The organism is Paenibacillus odorifer (genome assembly GCF_000758725.1).
Taxonomy (GTDB): Bacteria; Bacillota; Bacilli; order Paenibacillales; family Paenibacillaceae; genus Paenibacillus_AQ; species Paenibacillus_AQ odorifer.
On record NZ_CP009428.1, the window covers coordinates 1,435,764 to 1,452,632 of the forward strand.

The 16,869-nt window shown below is 44.0% G+C and carries 15 protein-coding genes and 1 tRNA gene; 9 read left to right on the plus strand and 7 right to left on the minus strand.

Translation table 11 applies throughout. From position 1 onward, the window contains the following. Positions 1-36: 36 nt before the first annotated feature. Complete coding sequence (locus PODO_RS06235; protein WP_038569224.1) at positions 37-1,017, minus strand: aldo/keto reductase; 981 nt, start codon at positions 1,015-1,017, stop codon at positions 37-39. A 226-nt stretch (positions 1,018-1,243) separates the two neighbouring features. Here PODO_RS06235 and leuB point away from each other — a divergent pair, with 226 nt between their 5' ends. The 5 genes from leuB (at position 1,244) to PODO_RS06260 (ending at position 6,778) form a co-directional block, all read left to right on the plus strand. After that, positions 1,244-2,326 carry a 3-isopropylmalate dehydrogenase gene (gene leuB / locus PODO_RS06240; protein ID WP_036680106.1) on the plus strand — a complete coding sequence of 361 codons (1,083 nt, stop codon included), beginning with the start codon at positions 1,244-1,246 and terminating at the stop codon, positions 2,324-2,326. Positions 2,327-2,497: 171 nt separating this feature from the next. Further along, positions 2,498-3,037, plus strand: a complete 540-nt coding sequence (locus tag PODO_RS06245; RefSeq protein ID WP_038569225.1) for a peroxiredoxin — start codon at positions 2,498-2,500, stop codon at positions 3,035-3,037. Positions 3,038-3,262: 225 nt separating this feature from the next. Then, positions 3,263-3,670 carry a hypothetical protein gene (locus PODO_RS06250; RefSeq protein WP_036680100.1) on the plus strand — a complete coding sequence of 136 codons (408 nt, stop codon included), beginning with the start codon at positions 3,263-3,265 and terminating at the stop codon, positions 3,668-3,670. 391 nt (positions 3,671-4,061) lie between these two features. Further along, positions 4,062-5,165 carry an ATP-binding protein gene (locus tag PODO_RS06255; RefSeq protein ID WP_038569226.1) on the plus strand — a complete coding sequence of 368 codons (1,104 nt, stop codon included), beginning with the start codon at positions 4,062-4,064 and terminating at the stop codon, positions 5,163-5,165. Between the two features lie 107 nt (positions 5,166-5,272). Continuing rightward, on the plus strand, positions 5,273-6,778 hold the full coding sequence (locus tag PODO_RS06260) for a leucyl aminopeptidase (RefSeq protein ID WP_143766164.1): 1,506 nt from the start codon (positions 5,273-5,275) through the stop codon (positions 6,776-6,778). Positions 6,779-6,876: 98 nt separating this feature from the next. Here PODO_RS06260 and PODO_RS31440 read toward each other — a convergent pair whose 3' ends face one another. The 4 genes from PODO_RS31440 to PODO_RS06275 form a co-directional block, all read right to left on the minus strand. Next, entirely contained in the window at positions 6,877-7,023 is a 147-nt protein-coding gene (locus PODO_RS31440) for a hypothetical protein (RefSeq protein ID WP_169744741.1), read from the minus strand. A gap of 103 nt (positions 7,024-7,126) precedes the next feature. Next, entirely contained in the window at positions 7,127-7,306 is a 180-nt protein-coding gene (locus PODO_RS06265) for a FeoB-associated Cys-rich membrane protein (protein WP_038569228.1), read from the minus strand. Between the two features lie 44 nt (positions 7,307-7,350). After that, entirely contained in the window at positions 7,351-9,363 is a 2,013-nt protein-coding gene (feoB, locus tag PODO_RS06270) for a ferrous iron transport protein B (protein WP_036680095.1), read from the minus strand. Further along, complete coding sequence (locus PODO_RS06275; RefSeq protein ID WP_036680093.1) at positions 9,360-9,602, minus strand: FeoA family protein; 243 nt, start codon at positions 9,600-9,602, stop codon at positions 9,360-9,362. The genes feoB and PODO_RS06275 overlap by 4 nt, the downstream gene beginning before the upstream one ends. A gap of 238 nt (positions 9,603-9,840) precedes the next feature. Between PODO_RS06275 and PODO_RS06280 the strand changes: the two genes are divergently transcribed. The 4 genes from PODO_RS06280 (at position 9,841) to PODO_RS06295 (ending at position 14,348) form a co-directional block, all read left to right on the plus strand. After that, positions 9,841-10,800, plus strand: a complete 960-nt coding sequence (locus PODO_RS06280) for an aldolase catalytic domain-containing protein (protein WP_170914180.1) — start codon at positions 9,841-9,843, stop codon at positions 10,798-10,800. A 244-nt stretch (positions 10,801-11,044) separates the two neighbouring features. Then, positions 11,045-13,171, plus strand: coding sequence for a putative bifunctional diguanylate cyclase/phosphodiesterase (locus PODO_RS06285; protein ID WP_038569230.1), 2,127 nt, complete (start codon positions 11,045-11,047; stop codon positions 13,169-13,171). Positions 13,172-13,235: 64 nt separating this feature from the next. Then, positions 13,236-13,309, plus strand: a tRNA-Gly gene (locus PODO_RS06290). Between the two features lie 148 nt (positions 13,310-13,457). Continuing rightward, a complete protein-coding gene (locus PODO_RS06295) occupies positions 13,458-14,348 on the plus strand; it encodes a cation diffusion facilitator family transporter (RefSeq protein ID WP_038569233.1) in 891 nt (296 codons plus the stop codon). Positions 14,349-14,650: 302 nt separating this feature from the next. On the opposite strand, the gene PODO_RS06300 is transcribed toward PODO_RS06295, so the two are convergent. Next, positions 14,651-16,006, minus strand: a complete 1,356-nt coding sequence (locus tag PODO_RS06300; RefSeq protein ID WP_036680069.1) for a dipeptidase — start codon at positions 16,004-16,006, stop codon at positions 14,651-14,653. A 158-nt stretch (positions 16,007-16,164) separates the two neighbouring features. After that, positions 16,165-16,848 carry an SDR family NAD(P)-dependent oxidoreductase gene (locus PODO_RS06305; protein WP_038569235.1) on the minus strand — a complete coding sequence of 228 codons (684 nt, stop codon included), beginning with the start codon at positions 16,846-16,848 and terminating at the stop codon, positions 16,165-16,167. Positions 16,849-16,869: the final 21 nt, after the last annotated feature.

Genomic DNA, 16,869 nt, shown 5'->3' on the forward strand with positions numbered 1-16,869 from the left:
CTGCTGAGGCCTCAGCTCCTTTGTGATAGAACTTACCTACCAAGCATACGCTTTAGGGGCTTCACCGCCGGGTCCAGGGAATATTTCATCTAGTCGTTTAAGCACAGCTTCATCTAGCACAATCTCAAGACTGCGCAGCGCACTCTCAAATTGCTCCAGGGTGCGGGGGCCGATAATTGGAGCAGTTACAGCAGGATTAGCCAGTAACCAAGCAAGAGCGACATTATCCTGTGGTTCTCCCAGCTCCATACATAAGCTGGCAAAAACCTCAAGCTGGCTCTTGTGCTGCTCTACACGATCTGCATTTCCGCCACTTCGGCTGCCCTCTATTTTTTTGAGTGCATTTCTTCCGAGAAGACCTCCATCGAGTGGGCTCCAAGGAATAATACCTAGCCCCAGATGGCGAGCGGCTGGCAAAACTTCAAGTTCAGGAAGCCGACAGGTCAGGCTGTATTTATGCTGCTCTGAGACTAGTCCAAGAAAACCACGAGCCTTAGCTTCTTGTTGAGCTATGGCGATATCCCAGCCTGCAAAGTTACTGGAACCGACATAACCAATCTTGCCTTGACTCACAGCCAGCTCGAAAGCCCCCCAGAGCTCTTCCCAGGACGTACTGCGGTCTATATGATGCATCTGGTACAATTCAATATGATCGGTCTGAAGACGCTGCAGGGACCCTTCAAGATGGCGGCGAATGATATATGAGGATAATCTTTCTTCATCATTAGGACCATCAAGTTTATCATTCATGGCTCCATAAACTTTGGTGGCTAGTACAACCTTTTCCCGCCGCCCGCCGCCTTGCTTAAACCAGCGTCCAATAATGGTTTCAGTCAGGCCAGAATTTTCACCCCAGCCGTAAATGTTAGCGGTATCAAAAAAATTAACACCTGCATCCAGTGCAGCGTCCATGATGCGGAAGGCTTCTTTTTCATCCGTCTGCGGGCCAAAATTCATCGTTCCTAGACATAGGCGACTGACCTTCATGCCGGATTTGCCAAGCTTTGCATATTGCACTTCGCATTCACTCCTTTGATAGATGACTTCATATTAATTGTAAACATCTTCAGAACTAAGAGCAAATATGCTCAGCATTGAGGGTGGTGGTCTGATCCTGATTGTTTATAGGCTATACCTATCAGCTCAATAGAATCTATATCTTTGTCCTTTACGACTGGGTATGATACAACAATATAAAGAAGAACTATGTCTGTTAGAGCAGAAAACTTGAGGAGTGACTGAGATGAGTGAAGTTAAAAAAATCGCCGTAATCGCAGGGGACGGTATTGGACCAGAAGTTGTAGCAGAAGCGGAAAAAGTATTAAAAGTAACAGAAGAAGTATTCGGTTATGCTTTTGAAACAGAGCACGCATTATTTGGCGGTATCGCAATAGACGAGAAGGGGACTCCGCTGCCGGAAGATACACTTGAAATCTGTCGTAGCGCAGATGCTGTGTTATTGGGTGCTGTTGGTGGACCGAAATGGGATAATAATCCAAAGGAGCTTCGTCCCGAAACCGGACTGCTTGGAATTCGCAAAGCACTGGGGTTGTTCTCCAACCTGCGTCCAGCTGTCGTATTTGACTGTCTTAAGGATGCTTCGACTTTGAAGCCTGAAGTCCTGGAAGGCACAGATCTTATGGTAGTTCGCGAACTGACTGGCGGGATTTACTTCGGAGATAAATTGCGCCGTCAAGGAGAACATGGTGAAGAAGCTGTGGACACCTGTGTATATAACGTAATGGAAGTAGAACGAATTGTCCGCCAAGCTTTTGAGATTGCCGGCAAGCGCCGTAATAAACTGGCGAGTGTTGATAAAGCGAATGTACTTGAAACTTCACGTTTGTGGCGTGAGGTTGTGAATAAGATTGCTCCAGAATATCCGGAGGTAGAGGTAGAGCATGTACTGGTTGATAACTGCGCAATGCAGCTGCTGCGCCGTCCATCTAGCTTTGACGTTATCGTTACTGAGAACATGTTTGGTGATATCTTGAGCGACGAGGCTGCTATGCTAACAGGTTCTATCGGTATGCTTGCTTCAGCTTCGATGGGTGACGGCAACTATGGTCTCTACGAGCCCGTTCACGGCTCTGCTCCTGATATTGCCGGACAAGGGCTTGCGAACCCGATCGCAACAATCTTGTCGCTGGCCCTGATGTTCCGCTTAACCTTTGGTTATGAGGATGCTGCTGCTGCAATCGAAGCGGCAGTTGCTGCAGTATTGGATGCAGGACACCGTACAAGTGATATCGCCGTGGATAAGAGCAAAGCGATCAGTACAACTGAAATGGGCGACCTGATTGTTGCAGCAATCCGCAAAGCCTAATGCTTTATTTATAATAATTATAAATAAATAATTGATCTAATCTTGACTTTGATTTTGTGCGATGATACCATTTGTTAAGTAGACAAGATATTATCTATTTCAGCATTTTTCAGTATATTGAGAGATACAAATGGTATTTTTTCTTACATAATCAGAGGGAGGATTCTAGCAATGGCGGAACGTTTTGTAGGTAGACCGGCTCCCGATTTTACTATGGAAACCGTATCAGGTGATGGTAAGGATTTTGGTAAAGTAAGCTTGTCTGATTATCGTGGCAAATGGCTTGTATTCTTCTTCTATCCGCTTGATTTCACATTTGTATGTCCAACTGAAATCACAGCTCTCAGTGACGCAGCAGCACAGTTTGAAGCACTTGATACAGCGATTCTCGGCGCAAGCATCGATTCGATCCACAGCCACAAAGCTTGGATTAATACCCCTAAGGATTCCAACGGCCTGGGTCGTTTGAATTTCCCGCTTGCAGCTGATATTACGAAACAAGTCTCTAAAGACTATGGCATTCTGATTGAAGAAGAAGGTATCGCATTGCGTGGCTTGTTCATTATCGATCCTGAAGGCGAATTGAAATATCAAGTCGTTAACCACAATGATGTAGGCCGCAGTGTGGAAGAAACTCTTCGTGTTCTGCAAGCCTTGCAATCTGGTGGTTTATGCCCAATGAACTGGAAGCCGGGCGATAAGAATCTGTAAATTTTAGACCGTTATCATAGTGATCTTTGATATTCTGATTTCTACCTCCTTGCAGAAAATTTTCTGTAAGGGGGTTTTTTGCACCAAAAGATCTTGTATATCTAAATAGATTTGAAAATAGGCGCGAAAAGTTATATTATGTCCTCGAGTGGAGGAATCTCCATTGGGGTAATGTAATACAATAATAAACAATCAAAGGGTTACTTCTAAGGAGGGCGAACAAATATGAGCTTTTGCTGTGGAGCGAGTATGGTAGGAACAAAGGGGACCCTAAAACATTATCGCACGCAAGTCCATAATGTTCCCCTGCTTTTTTGTCCGGTATGTCATCGTGTGGAGGTTCACTACAAGGTCGAGAATGAATATGAGATCTTAGCGGAATATGCACATGGAGATGGTGTTACCGACGTGGACTTTCAGGACTATGTCATGGAAGACGAAACTGCAATTTTCGAGAACGTCATTAACGTCGAGAGTGAAGATCCTCTAGCCGTTGTACGCAATCAAATCGATATGGCGCTTGATCTGCTAGCTGTAGCCAAACAGATTGAGGATACCAAGTGGGAACGGGAATTGAAAAAAAGGTTAGCTGTGATGAGTCAGCGCCGTCTACGCCTGCAACAAAAGGCATAAGTTTATTACTAATTTTTTGGGCATGCCCCATTTTTCCATGTAAGCCTCCGCAATCGCGGGGGCTTTTTAGCTTTTTATAATCCTTTTTAGTTTTTCGTGATCCTTTTTAGATTTTTTTAAATCATTTAGGCGAATAAATAGCGATAAATATAATTTGATGTGATGTTTCATATGTCTTTGGAATCATTTTATGAATTTTTTTACCATTCGACAGTTTCTCCGATTGCGTTGTCTAGTTCTCTTGGATATGATTGGAATATAATTGAACCGGTTGGAAAAAGTGCAACGATTACCGAATGTTCTGGCGGCTTCGTCATACACTCAAATACATAGTAATTTGATGTCGCTTAAGCGTCTTCGTCAAATGCAGTAAAAGGGGGAACTTCGTATCGTGATTAGCCAATATCAAGAAAGTCTTCTATTACCGGGAAGAACCTATCAAACTGGACCTGTGGATACTACATACGAGGATGTTCTAGAGAATATTGACAGCGGAATCATGCTTTTTGATGAAGAGGGAGTTATAAGTTTTGTAAATAAGCAAATGTACGGGATGCTTGAACTTACCCGTCACTCTCTTGTGGGCTGCACATTTTCCCATCTACTGTCTAATGTTCGACTGAGCCGTTCCAAGAAAAAACAAGTAATGCAGAGCTACAGAGAGATGGTATACAAAGGAAAATCAAATTATGAGTTTCTAGACGAGTATGGCCGTTACTGGAAGGTTACTTTATGCTGCGGAGAGCAAATGAAAGGATGTTATTTGTTCACTGTCAAGGAAATCTCGGATTATAAGTTAATCGAACAAACGGCTTACCAGAACGATAGCTTGGCTATGCTAGGCAAATTATCCGCATCTATTGCCCATGAAATCCGGAATCCGTTGACCGCGATCCGGGGATTTATTCAACTGCTTCATCCATACTTGCACCAACTGGGGAAAGAGGAATATGCCAAGATTATATTGGCCGAGATCGATCGTGCGAACGATATTATCCATGAATTTCTCTCCTCCTCTAAGCCGTCAGTTCCGCAGGTGGGGATGATACCCGTGTCCGCATTGCTCAAGGAGGTTGTTCTCCTTACAGAGAGCGAAGCTTTAATGAAGGGCTGCCAGATCAATCTTCATCCTCTTCAAGAGGACATGGTGATTTCTGGAGATGTCAAACAGATGAAGCAAGTTGTGCTTAATATGATTAGAAATGCGATGGAGGCTGTAGCGGATCGAGAAGATGATTCGATGGGGAAAATCGAGGTTGGTGCCCGCAGAGAAGGCTCTGAGGTCCGTATGTTCATATCTGACAACGGTAAAGGAATGGATATTCGTACACTGGACAGGTTATTTAATCCTTTCTTTACTACCAAAGAGAATGGTACAGGATTGGGTCTTTCCGTAAGTGACCGCATCATCAAAAATCATGGCGGATGCATTTCTGTTAGCAGCAGAGTTAACGAGGGTACTCATTTTGTGATCTCTTTGCCATTAATCCATTAGAATAAGTAATAAGAGGCTGATCCCTGCGGATAATACAGATGCGGAGATCAGCCTTTGCTTATGTTACAATGGGTGTTGGTTTTGGGAAACAAATGGAGGTAATCACAATGAATATAGAATACAACAGTGGTGTTGCCAACAATGTGCAGGGTGATGCCCTTATCCTTATTATTTCTGAGTCTGAGGTCGAGAATGGAGGCTTTTCCGAAGGATGGGATGACAGAATTCGCCTATTGGGAAAGACGGGTTTATTTAAAGGCAAGCTTAATCAGACTTATGTACTACCTGCTGAGAATTCATCTGGTTGTCCTGTTGTTATTTTGGTTGGCAGGGGGGACCAACTTCTCACGACTGAGGATCTAAGGCAAATGGGGGCTCAGACAGCTCGTGCAGCGCTTCGTTTGAAGGCGCTCAAGCTGGTATTTGAAGTGCCGGACAAATTACAGGAGCTTACCGTAGAGAAGGATGTGACTTCTATTGCTTATGCGCTGACGGAGGGGCTAATGCTAGGTTCCTATCGCCGGGCTACCTATAAGCAGGTGCAGTCTTTTTATACAGGCCCAACAGCAGTTGTTTTCACTATAAAAGAGAAATTAGAGGGTAATGCCGGACGGGATTGGACTCAAGGCATTCAGAAGGGGCTAGCTTTCGGTGAGGCCACGAATTTGGCGCGGAGCTTGACCAACATGCCTGGTAATCTATTGACCCCCTCAGACCTTGCTGTGGCCGCTATAGAGGTTGCTGAGCGATATGGCTTTCCTTCTGAGGTGCTGGATGAACGGGAAATTGAGCAAAAAGGAATGGGCGGATTGCTCGCAGTCGGAAAAGGAAGTGTAAACCCTCCACGAATGATCGTCATCCGTTATCAGGGGACAGGGAATTGGGATAAGGTAGTGGGGCTTGTAGGGAAGGGAGTTACCTTTGACACCGGCGGGATTTCCTTAAAAAGAGCACCAGGCATGGAAGAGCTGATTAGTGATATGGGTGGGGCAGCGGCTGTACTCGGAGTAATGGAGGCGCTTGGCCGCTTACGTCCACGAATTAATGTCGTTATGGTTATTCCGTCTGCGGAGAATATGCCATCGGCCAATGCTTTTAAGCCTGGAGATGTTATTACCTCCATGAGCGGACGAACGATAGAAGTGTTGAATACCGACGCTGAAGGCAGAATTGTACTGGGAGATGCGCTGACTTATGCTCGGGAATGGGGAGCGAAACGTATTATCGATGTAGCTACACTGACAGGCGCTGTGTTGTCCACTTTGGGAGATATAGCAACAGGTGCTGTAACTAATGATGAAGCGTTTCTGGAGCGATTTCTGGCCGCTTCAAGCTATTCAGGGGAAAAGGTCTGGCAGCTTCCGGCATACCCGGAATTTCGTGAGATGCTAAAGAGCGAGGTTGCCGATATCCGTAACACTGCTGGAAGATATGGTGGAGCCACTACAGGCGGATTATTTGTAGGTGAGTTTGCTGAGGGCTTGCCATGGATTCATCTAGATATTGCTGGCACTGCATATGTATCTAAAGAACGTGGAGTTAATCCTAAGGGAGCAACAGGTGTCATGGTTCGTTCTATCATTCAGTGGCTGCTGAGCGAAAGCGAGATCTAAACATCCGGGGAGCTGTCCGATCTAAACAACAAGGGGTGTTCCCTAAACCAGAGTCTGGTTTAGGGAACACCCCTTTATTGAAATCCAAGAGCAGAAGCTTAAACAGTACGACTGGATTTTTTGGCCTTCGATTGGGAAGTGTAAGATTGAATGCCGTTCATAATTTTATCGCGAGTTCCCTTATTCTTCAGTAAATATGCTGCTCCCAATGCGACCGTTGTAAATAATGTCTTTTTGGTATTCATAGGAATTACCTCCTTGGTATTGTCTGTAGTTGCTTATAACAAACATACCCGTTAGTTAAGGAGGCTAAACGATAAATCACTATTTATTGCCCATTTTACAAGCCTACTTCTTGTTGTTAACCGGTGTTGAACAACAAGAAAGCGGGGAATCCATCGATGCTGCCGAGCAGCTTTTTCCTTTATCACAGCCTGCACAAGCGCCCTGCTTTCCCTTTTGCACATGTCGATAGATGGTCCAGCCAGAATAACCGAAAATTAAGGCGACAATCACAACATTTATCATAATGGTACCCCACTTTCATCATGAGAATCTTATAATTTACAAGTCTACGACCATCCTAATAACCGTCCGCCTTGAAAAATAATTAAAGATACGATATACGCCAGAACGAGAGAATACCCCATGGAGAAGAAGGTCCATTTCCAAGACGCTGTTTCTTTTTTGATAACCCCTACAGTAGCCAAACAAGGAATATAAAGCAGGATAAAGGCCATGAAGCTGATCGAACTTAGCGGTGTGAAGACTTGAGAGATTTGATTTTCTAAACCAGCAGCATCTGGTGCATGATAGATGATATTCATGGTAGAGACTACGACCTCTTTTGCCAAAAATCCCGGAACCAACGTAGAGCCAGCCTGCCATGTTCCGAAACCAAGCGGTGCCAGTAGCGGTGCGATCATACCCCCAAACTTAGCCAGGAAGCTGTGATCCATGTCCACATCAAACCCGCCAGGACCGGCATAAGACATAAACCAAATAATTGCTGAGCCTGCAAGAATAATAGTTCCAGCTTTTCGCAGGAAACCCTTGCCCTTTTCCCAAGTGCTGCGCGATAAGGTCTTGATCTGCGGCATACGATAAGGTGGAAGCTCGATCATGAAAACTGAGGATTCATTTTTGAATAAATATTTAGAGAATACCTTACAAAGAATCAGAGCAAACACAATACCCATCACATACATGGACAGAACTGCTACGGCCTCTTGCGCCGGAAAAAACACAGCTGCGAATAAAGCGTAAACAGGCAGTCTCGCAGAACAGGACATCAGCGGCATTAGCAAGGTGGTCAGCATGCGGTCTTTGGGCTGTTCGATGCTGCGCGCCGCCATTATGGCAGGTACATTGCAGCCGAAGCCAATGATGAATGGAATAAATGCTTTTCCGTTTAGTCCCATACGTTCCATGGTGCTGTCCATTAATAAGCAAACCCGAGCCATGTATCCTGAATCCTCCAAGAAGGAAATGATCAGGAAGAGAATGAAGATTTGCGGGACAAAGACGAGGACGCCCCCTACACCGCTAATTAATCCATCGACAATCAGGGCATGCGTGAAGCTGGATGCTCCAAGCGTCTGAAGCAGGGAATTGGCTCCATCACTAATCGGTCCGGAGATCAGGCCATCGAGGAGATCTGATAGAGGTCCGCCGACCCAGTCAAATGTGGTCTTAAAGAGAGCATACATAAAGAAGATAAATAAGGGCAGTCCTAGAAAACGATGCGTCAATATGGAATCTAATCTTTCTGTTAAGTTATGAGGTTTCTGCGTTGTTGTATCAAGTACAACCTCACAAATGGAGTGGATATAATCCATCCGCTGTGAGCGAATCCATTGGGGGAGCGTCAGGGCCAGCTTTTTGATCTGTAGCTCACTCTGACAGGATTCACAGATGTTTAGCAGGCGAGTGGTGTCCATACGTGTCTTCAGAAAATGAAGAATAACCGGATTCTGCTCCATAAGCTGTAAAGCAATCCAGCGGTGATTGGGTAAGTCCTTGATAGGAAGTAATTCCTTTTCTATAGAAGATATCGCATGCTCTACAATCTCACCGTAGTTCAACTTGAACTTTACAGCGGGAATCGCAGAGGATTTCTCTAAAATACTGAGGACTTGTGCGCAGCCTTTTCCCGTTCTTGCAACAAGCGGGAGGACAGTTATACCCAGTCGTGATTGTAAGACTTCATGATTGATGCGAATTCCACGTGCATTAGCGACGTCAATCATATTCAGTCCGAGTAAGGTAGGTTTGCCATACTCAAGTAATTGAAGCGTGAGCAGCAGATTTCGTTCCAGCTGTGAAGCATCCACGATATTAATTAAGGCTTCTGGAGATTCTTCTATTAGATACTGGGCAGCAACCCCCTCATCGCGTGAGAGTGGGTGCAAGGAATAGATGCCCGGCAAATCAATGAGCTTGCCAGCGCCGTTCTTCAGGCTGCCGATCTTCTTTTCTACAGTTACCCCTGACCAGTTACCAACATATTCGTATGAGGAGGTTAACGTATTGAAAAGAGAGGTTTTACCTGTATTGGGGTTACCTACAAGAGCTATTGAACTCAAGACACGTTCACCTCAATCAATGAAGCTTCCTTCCGGCGGATGGCGAACAGTTGTCCATTGCACTCTAAGGTAATAGGTCCTAAAAAAGGTCCTTTTCCTTTCAGGCGAATGCTCACACCCTCGGACACTCCAAGATCAGCCAGACGACGGCGTAGGATAGGATTGATTCCTTCTATTTTATGAATATATCCGGTCGAACCCGGTTGTAGTCGCAGCAATGAGCAAGAGGTAGAAGCCATTTTTATCCCTCCAAAAGAGACTGATAATCAATCTCAATGATTTTCTTGTAATGTAGCATTTTTAGGGCTTATTTACTGTGATCATTGTCGCTGACACGATGTGGTAATAGCATTAAGGAGAAGAAGATGAAATTCCTTTACATTTTATTCTTCATTAAAGTATGATTATACGATATAAATTGCATAGTAAAGCTATATTCGCGGTTATAATGATTGCAATAGTTGAAGGGAGATAATTATGAAGACTAATCAATGTAAGATTGTTGACTGCACCATCCGAGATGGGGGCCTAGTGAACAACTGGGATTTTAGTGTGGAATTTGTACAAAACTTATATGCCGGCTTGAATGAAGCTGGTGTTGATTATATGGAAATCGGTTATAAAAATTCACCAAAATTGCTCAAAGGAGCAGAGGGTGCCGGACCATGGCGTTTTCTGGACGATGATTTCCTGCGTAAAGTGATTCCGCAAAAAGGTCACACCAAGCTATCTGCTTTGGTTGATATCGGCCGCGTGGATGAGAATGATATTTTGCCCCGCAGCGAAAGTATGCTGGATTTGATTCGTGTGGCATGCTACAGCAAAGATGTAGAAAAAGCCCTCCAATTGGTACAAACTTTCCATGATCTAGGCTATGAGACAACGATCAACATTATGGCTTTGTCTAATGTTATGGAGAATGAATTGTTGGAAGCTTTTGAAATGATCCGTGAGAGCGTTGTTGATGTGGTATATATTGTAGATTCATACGGCAGCTTGGATCACAATGACATGAATTATCTGGTTGAGAAGTTCAAGACACATCTGCCAAACAAACGTCTAGGCGTACATACTCACAATAATCTTCAGTTGGCGTTCTCCAACACGTTGATTGCTGCTGAGAATGGTGTAGAGTTACTGGATGCTTCTTGTTATGGGATGGGACGAGCTGCAGGAAATTGCCCTACAGAGCTGTTAGTAACTCATTTGAAGAATACACGTTACTCCTTGCGCCCTGTGCTTGATATTATTGAACGCCTGATGATTCCTTTGCGTGAGAAAGAGGAGTGGGGCTATATCATTCCTTATATGATCACAGGTACACTTGATGAGCATCCACGTTCAGCAATGGCACTTCGTGCATCTGCAGACAAGGATAAATCCGTTGATTTTTTTGATAAGCTTACAACACCAGAAGTAACCTTTGGTGACAAATAAACCTGAGTTTCTTAGAAGCACTGAACCCTTTCGTAGGGGGAAGTGCTTTTTTGGTTGCCTGCTAGCAGAAAATGGTTTATATTTATGCAAGATTTATGAATATATAACTTATAAACGCGCCTTCCATTTGAATGCCGATAAAAGAAATGTAACTTAAAAGTCCTATCCCGCCGATATTTATACGTAGGACATAACTATACTTGAATGTTAATTAATAGATATTATTTTCAGACGCGAGGGACTTATGAGACAAGAAGAGAAAAAGACAATTCAAGCAGCTGCTGTAGGCGCCTTGCTGTTCCTTTTAATTCAAATTTTCCATACATCGCTTAACCGATTGGACGATTGGGATATTATTTCTTCTCTCTATCTCATTGTCGGCTGCTGTAATGTTGCTTTTGGATTTGCAATATTTGCACAGGGCTGGTTATTCTTCTCTAGCAGATTATCTAAAGGAAGATTATATGCCGCTGCTCTTTTTGGTGGAATATGTATTATTGATTTTTTGCATACACTGGGTTTTGTGGGCATCCCGTTGATTTCATCATTCATAACTTTTGAAGAATCGTTGTGGCTGCGAACCCTCTCACGACTAATCAGCGGTTTAGGAATGTTGTTTATTTTTAGCAGGGAAGATAAGCCCGTGTCTGTCTCTGAAAAAAGAAAGTTGTTTAGAATAGCCTTCATGCTGATTGTGCTTTCCATTGTTTTGTTTATATTCAGCCACTCGGCGTTACCTCAGTTTTTAACTAAACCTTGGATGAATCCTTTGAAGCAGATTGCTGATTTGGCAGTTCTTTTTGTTTACTTGGCAGGTGTTGCAGTTATTGTATTTCCTGAAAAAAGTGAAAAGTCAGCCTCCCTGCTTATTATTATTCGAGCACTTATCTTTTTCTCTTTGGGCCAAGCCTTTTTTATGAGTCCGTTCAGTAGTGGCAATATAGATGATCTTTTTGGAATGGTGTGTAGCGGTGTTGCATACTATTTGCTTCTTACTGGAGTATATCGTCTGACGATTGAAGAACCCTTTTACGAAAAGCAGTTGGCTGAGGAACGGATCAATTATTTAGCCTATCATGATGATTTAACGGGACTTCCCAATAGACGTCGTCTGACGCAGCGTGTAGAAGAGATGATTATTGCTGGAGAGAAGAAAACGAGCGATAAATTCTCAGCGTTAGCTATTATGAATATTAATCATTTCAAGAATATAAATGACTCCCTGGGCCATTTTGCCGGAGACCATTTACTGAAGCTGGTGTCTGAGCGCCTTGTGAATGAGGCTAAATTTACTGAAGAGCTTTATAGTATGGGGGCGGATGAGTTCGCTTTTCTTATGATGGAGAGAGCAAGTCTTGGAGAATGTTTGGTTCGAGCTACGGAGCTGCATCGATTGTTTGAGGTACCTATTGCCTTAGAGTCGGGGGAGTACCATATTTCGCTTAGTATGGGGTTAAGTATTTATCCCGGTGACGGTGAAACTGCGGAACATCTAATTCAGAATGCTGATACGGCTGTACATAATGCCAAGGAACAGGGAGTAGAGATTCGCAGGTATATCCCAGCCATGCAGATGAAAGCAAAGGAACGTCTAAAGCTGGAAAATGACCTCCGCAGAGCGCTTGAACGCAATGAATTCTTTCTGGTGTATCAGCCAAAGGTTTTGCTGGAGACGGAAGAGATCGTAGGAATGGAAGCTCTGCTCCGCTGGAATCATCCGAAGCGTGGTCTGGTCTCTCCTGCGGAATTTATCCCGTTAGCTGAAGAGAGTGGACTCATTGTTCCGATTGGGGAATGGGTACTCAAAACAGCTTGTCTGCAGAATAAAAAATGGCAGCTGGCCGGCTATGTGCCGATTTGCGTCTCCATAAACCTATCTATGCGGCAATTCCTTCAGCCCAATCTAGCAGGGAGGATTCATACCATCTTAACCGACATTGGATTAGATCCGTGTTATGTCGACCTTGAGATTACTGAGAGTATGACCTTGGATAAAGAAACAGCCTTTGATCAGCTGAAACGTCTGAAAGAGCTTGGTGTCTTCATCAGTATTGATGATTTTGGTACAGGCTACAGCTCCCTGCATTATCTAAAGAACATGCCGATCGACAGATTGAAAATTGACAGGTCGTTCGTATCAGAGGTTATGGAGGACAGCAACAATGCTGCTATAGTCTCTACAATCACTTCTATGGCGCATCATTTGAAGCTGAAGGTTACGGCTGAGGGTGTGGAGAACAAGGAGCAGCTGCAATTTCTGCGGGAGCAGCATTGTCATGAAGCTCAAGGATTTCTGTTCAGCAAACCTATTCAACCAGCAGAGTTTGAGGCGATATTTTTAAAAAAGGCACCCCTCAGCGCTTCCCTGTAAACTAAAAAAATGTTGATTTTTACTTGTAGAGATGATACAATAACTCTTGTATTCACTTTCTAGTGCGGGTGTAGTTCAATGGTAGAACTTCAGCCTTCCAAGCTGATAGCGTGGGTTCGATTCCCATCACCCGCTCCATAATTCAAACTTCCAAATCCTTGCGATGCAAGGGTTTTTTTTATATCCCATCAGCCTATATTGGTTGGTGGGATTTTTTTTGTTTATACTATTTGCCTAATGGAAAAACTTTAATATAGCGTACTTTTAAGAAAAGGTTGTGAAAATTTTGAATGGTGCAAAGATTGCGTTCCTATCTGTACTTAGCAATACATTTATCGTTTCTTTAAAGCTTATGGTCGGAGTACTTACAGGTTCAGTAGCAATTATCTCGGAAGCGATCCACTCCTCCTTAGATTTAGTTGCTTCGTTGATTGCTTTTTTCTCGGTCCGATGGTCGAGTCGCTCTGCGGATAAAGCTCATCCTTATGGTCATGGCAAAGTGGAGAATATCTCAGGGACGATTGAAACGTTGCTTATTTTTGTAGCTGGATTCTGGATTATAAATGAGTGTGTTCATAAAATAATGAATCCAACCGCGATCGAACTTCCCTTTTTGGGCATTATTGTGATGGTGGTCGGAGCGGGGATCAATTATATGGTTTCACGCAAGGTTAAAAAGAAGGCAGACGAACTTCACTCTGTGGCTATGAAATCGAATGCTCTGCATTTGCTTACGGATGTTTTCACCTCTTTGGGGGTTGCATTCAGTTTATTATTGGTCACCCTCACTGGATGGACGATACTCGACCCTGTCATTGGGATTGTGTTGGCTCTGTATATTATGGGTGAAGCCTATAAGCTTCTAAAGGAGTCATTTCCTCCGCTGTTGGATGCACGATTAACTGAGGCAGAAGAAAATGAAATATTACATGTCATAAAGTTATTTCAAGGGCGATATATTGAATTTCATGATTTTCGTACCCGCCGATCTGGTCCAGAAGAGTATGTCGACTTTCATCTTGTGATTCCTTCTAAAATGAGTGTTGCTACTGCGCATCAATTATGCGACGAAATTGAACTAGCCATTCAAGGCATATTTGAACGTGCCCAGGTGTTGATTCACATTGAACCCGAACATGAACAGTTAGCTAACAAACCTATATTACATGAAGGATAATATTGGTGATTACTCACAGAGTTTCTCTGCTATTTCAATATTTTGTATTAAGTGATATGGTGATTATATCTCTTTTATATTCATTCTATATGGGGGACGGATAATGATCGCTTATTTAAGACCTTTAATAATAAGTAGCTCAGTTAAAAGCCTGATTTTTCTTTTAATAATAATGGTGATAGCAATGGTATGGTGGTTTTATAAATGGACTAAGCAATGATGCTCTTTTGTTTGGCCGCATACTAAAAAGCCAGGCTCCCAACTTAGGGAACCTGGCTTTATTTGTTTGTAGCTTGTGTATCTTAAACAGTCTTTAGGAACTCAACAATGGTGAGTAATCCCTTGTCGAAGTTCTCCAGGTTGAAATGCTCATCCGGTGCATGCAGGTTCTCATCATCGAGACCAAAGCCCATCAGAACGACAGGTGCTTCCAGCACACGGGAGAAGCTCTCCATGATCGGAATGGAGCCGCCGTCTTTGGTGAAGAGGGCACGGGTTCCATATACTTTGCCATATGCGTCTGCTGCAGTTTGCAGAATAGGATTCGACGGATCGATGTTAAAGGCACGTGCCTTCTCCATTTGCTTAACATGCACTTTCGCTCCGGTCTGAATATTAGCCTTCAGATGTGCTTCAACGGCATCGAGGATATGCTGTGGATCCTGATCGCCAACTAAGCGGCAGGTAATTTTCGCATGTGCTTCTTTAGGGATAACCGTCTTACTGCCTTCCCCTTGGAAACCGCCGTATACGCCGTTAAGCTCAAGCGTAGGACGAGCGCCAATCCGTTCTACAAAGGAATAACCTTCTTCTCCGTATAACGATTCCAATCCAAGACCTTCGCGGATTTTATCTTCATTCACACCTTGCTTCACGAATTCTTCCCGCAGCATTGGGGAAAGTTCAGGAACGCCATCATAGAATCCGTCTACAGATACGCGTCCTTTGTCGTCATGAAGCGAGCTTAGCAAAGATACTAGGGCATGCAATGCATTCGGAACGCCACCGCCGTAAGAACCAGAGTGCAGGTCTGTCAAAGCGGTAGTTACATCAACTTCAAGGGAAGCTAGACCACGTAGCCCAGTGCAGATGGCAGGACGACCGCGTTCCAATAGGGATGTATCGGAGACTAACACCGCATCCGCAGCGAGCTTTTCTTTATTGGCTTCAAGGAACGGAGGCAGATTCACACTGCCGATTTCTTCTTCACCTTCGATGCAAAGCTTGAGATTCACAGGAAGAGTACCTTCTTGTTTCAGGATCGCCTCAATGGCTTTGAGGTGAACGAATACTTGTCCTTTGTCATCTGTTGCTCCGCGTGCATAAAGCTTGCCATCACGAATCTCTGGTTCAAATGGAGGTGTGGTCCATAGGTTTAATGGATCTACTGGTTGTACATCGTAGTGACCATACACGAGAATGGTTGGTTTGCCTGGAGCATGAAGATAATCGGCATATATAACGGGATGTCCCGCTGTCGGATGCAACTCAATGTTCTCAAGTCCGGCTTTTTTCAGGGTGTCTGTCAGCCAATGGGCTGCCTTCAGTACATCGTCCTTATGTTCAGATAAGGCAGAAATACTTGGAATTCTGAGCCATTGTTTTAGTTCTTCGAGATGTTCATCCCGGTGGGTTGAAAAATACGTTTCGTATGACATAGTGAGTATGTACCTCCTTAAGTTTTGCTGCGCAAAACCGGCTTTGTAAGCGCCTGGGCATAAGCTTATTGGCCATGCGTGACCGTCTTGTTTAGCATTCTATAGGAACCATTATACTGGAGAACTCACTATGGATCAAAAGCGATGGGGCAAACCTCTCACCAGATGATTGTAGCCGGTGTCACACCTTGGGGAAAAGTATCCTCAGCTTTGCTTTTGTTCATATACATCTCATACCAAACATCAGCGATGAGTCCTGGATCTGTAGCGGTGCCGGGTTTAATGAATACACCAAGTGCTAAATGACCTACATAGATTCCTTGTGGAGCCAAATCTGCATGCAGGTTAAGTGCGTAGTTTCTTAATCCGCTAAGCGCAATGCCTACATTACCCATCATCTGCATGGGATAGATGGAGGACAATCCGGTTGTGAACAGCAGTGCGCCGCTGCGTTTCTCCAGCATCTCAGGCAAGACCTGTGCTACGCTGCGGATAGCGGCTACAACCAGTGCCTGAAAGGCATCCTGTGCATTTTCTTCTGTTACTTGTGAAGCAGGAGTAGGAGGGTAATTTCCACTTGTCGGGCTGAACTCGAGCACATCGATAAAGCCGTATTTTTTCTTGATATTATCGAAGGCTGTGGCTACTTGTTCTTTATTGTATACGTCGGCAGGAAAAGCAGCAGCCTCGATATTCAGTGCTTGCAGTTCCTGAACAAGGGTGTTCAGCTTCTCTTCATTTCGAGAGATTAATGCCACTTGAAATCCGTTGGCTCCGAATTTTTTGGCGATTGAGAGTCCTAAGCCGGGTCCAGCACCTATGATGGCAATGGTCTTTTTCATGATTTATTAGTTCCTTTCCGG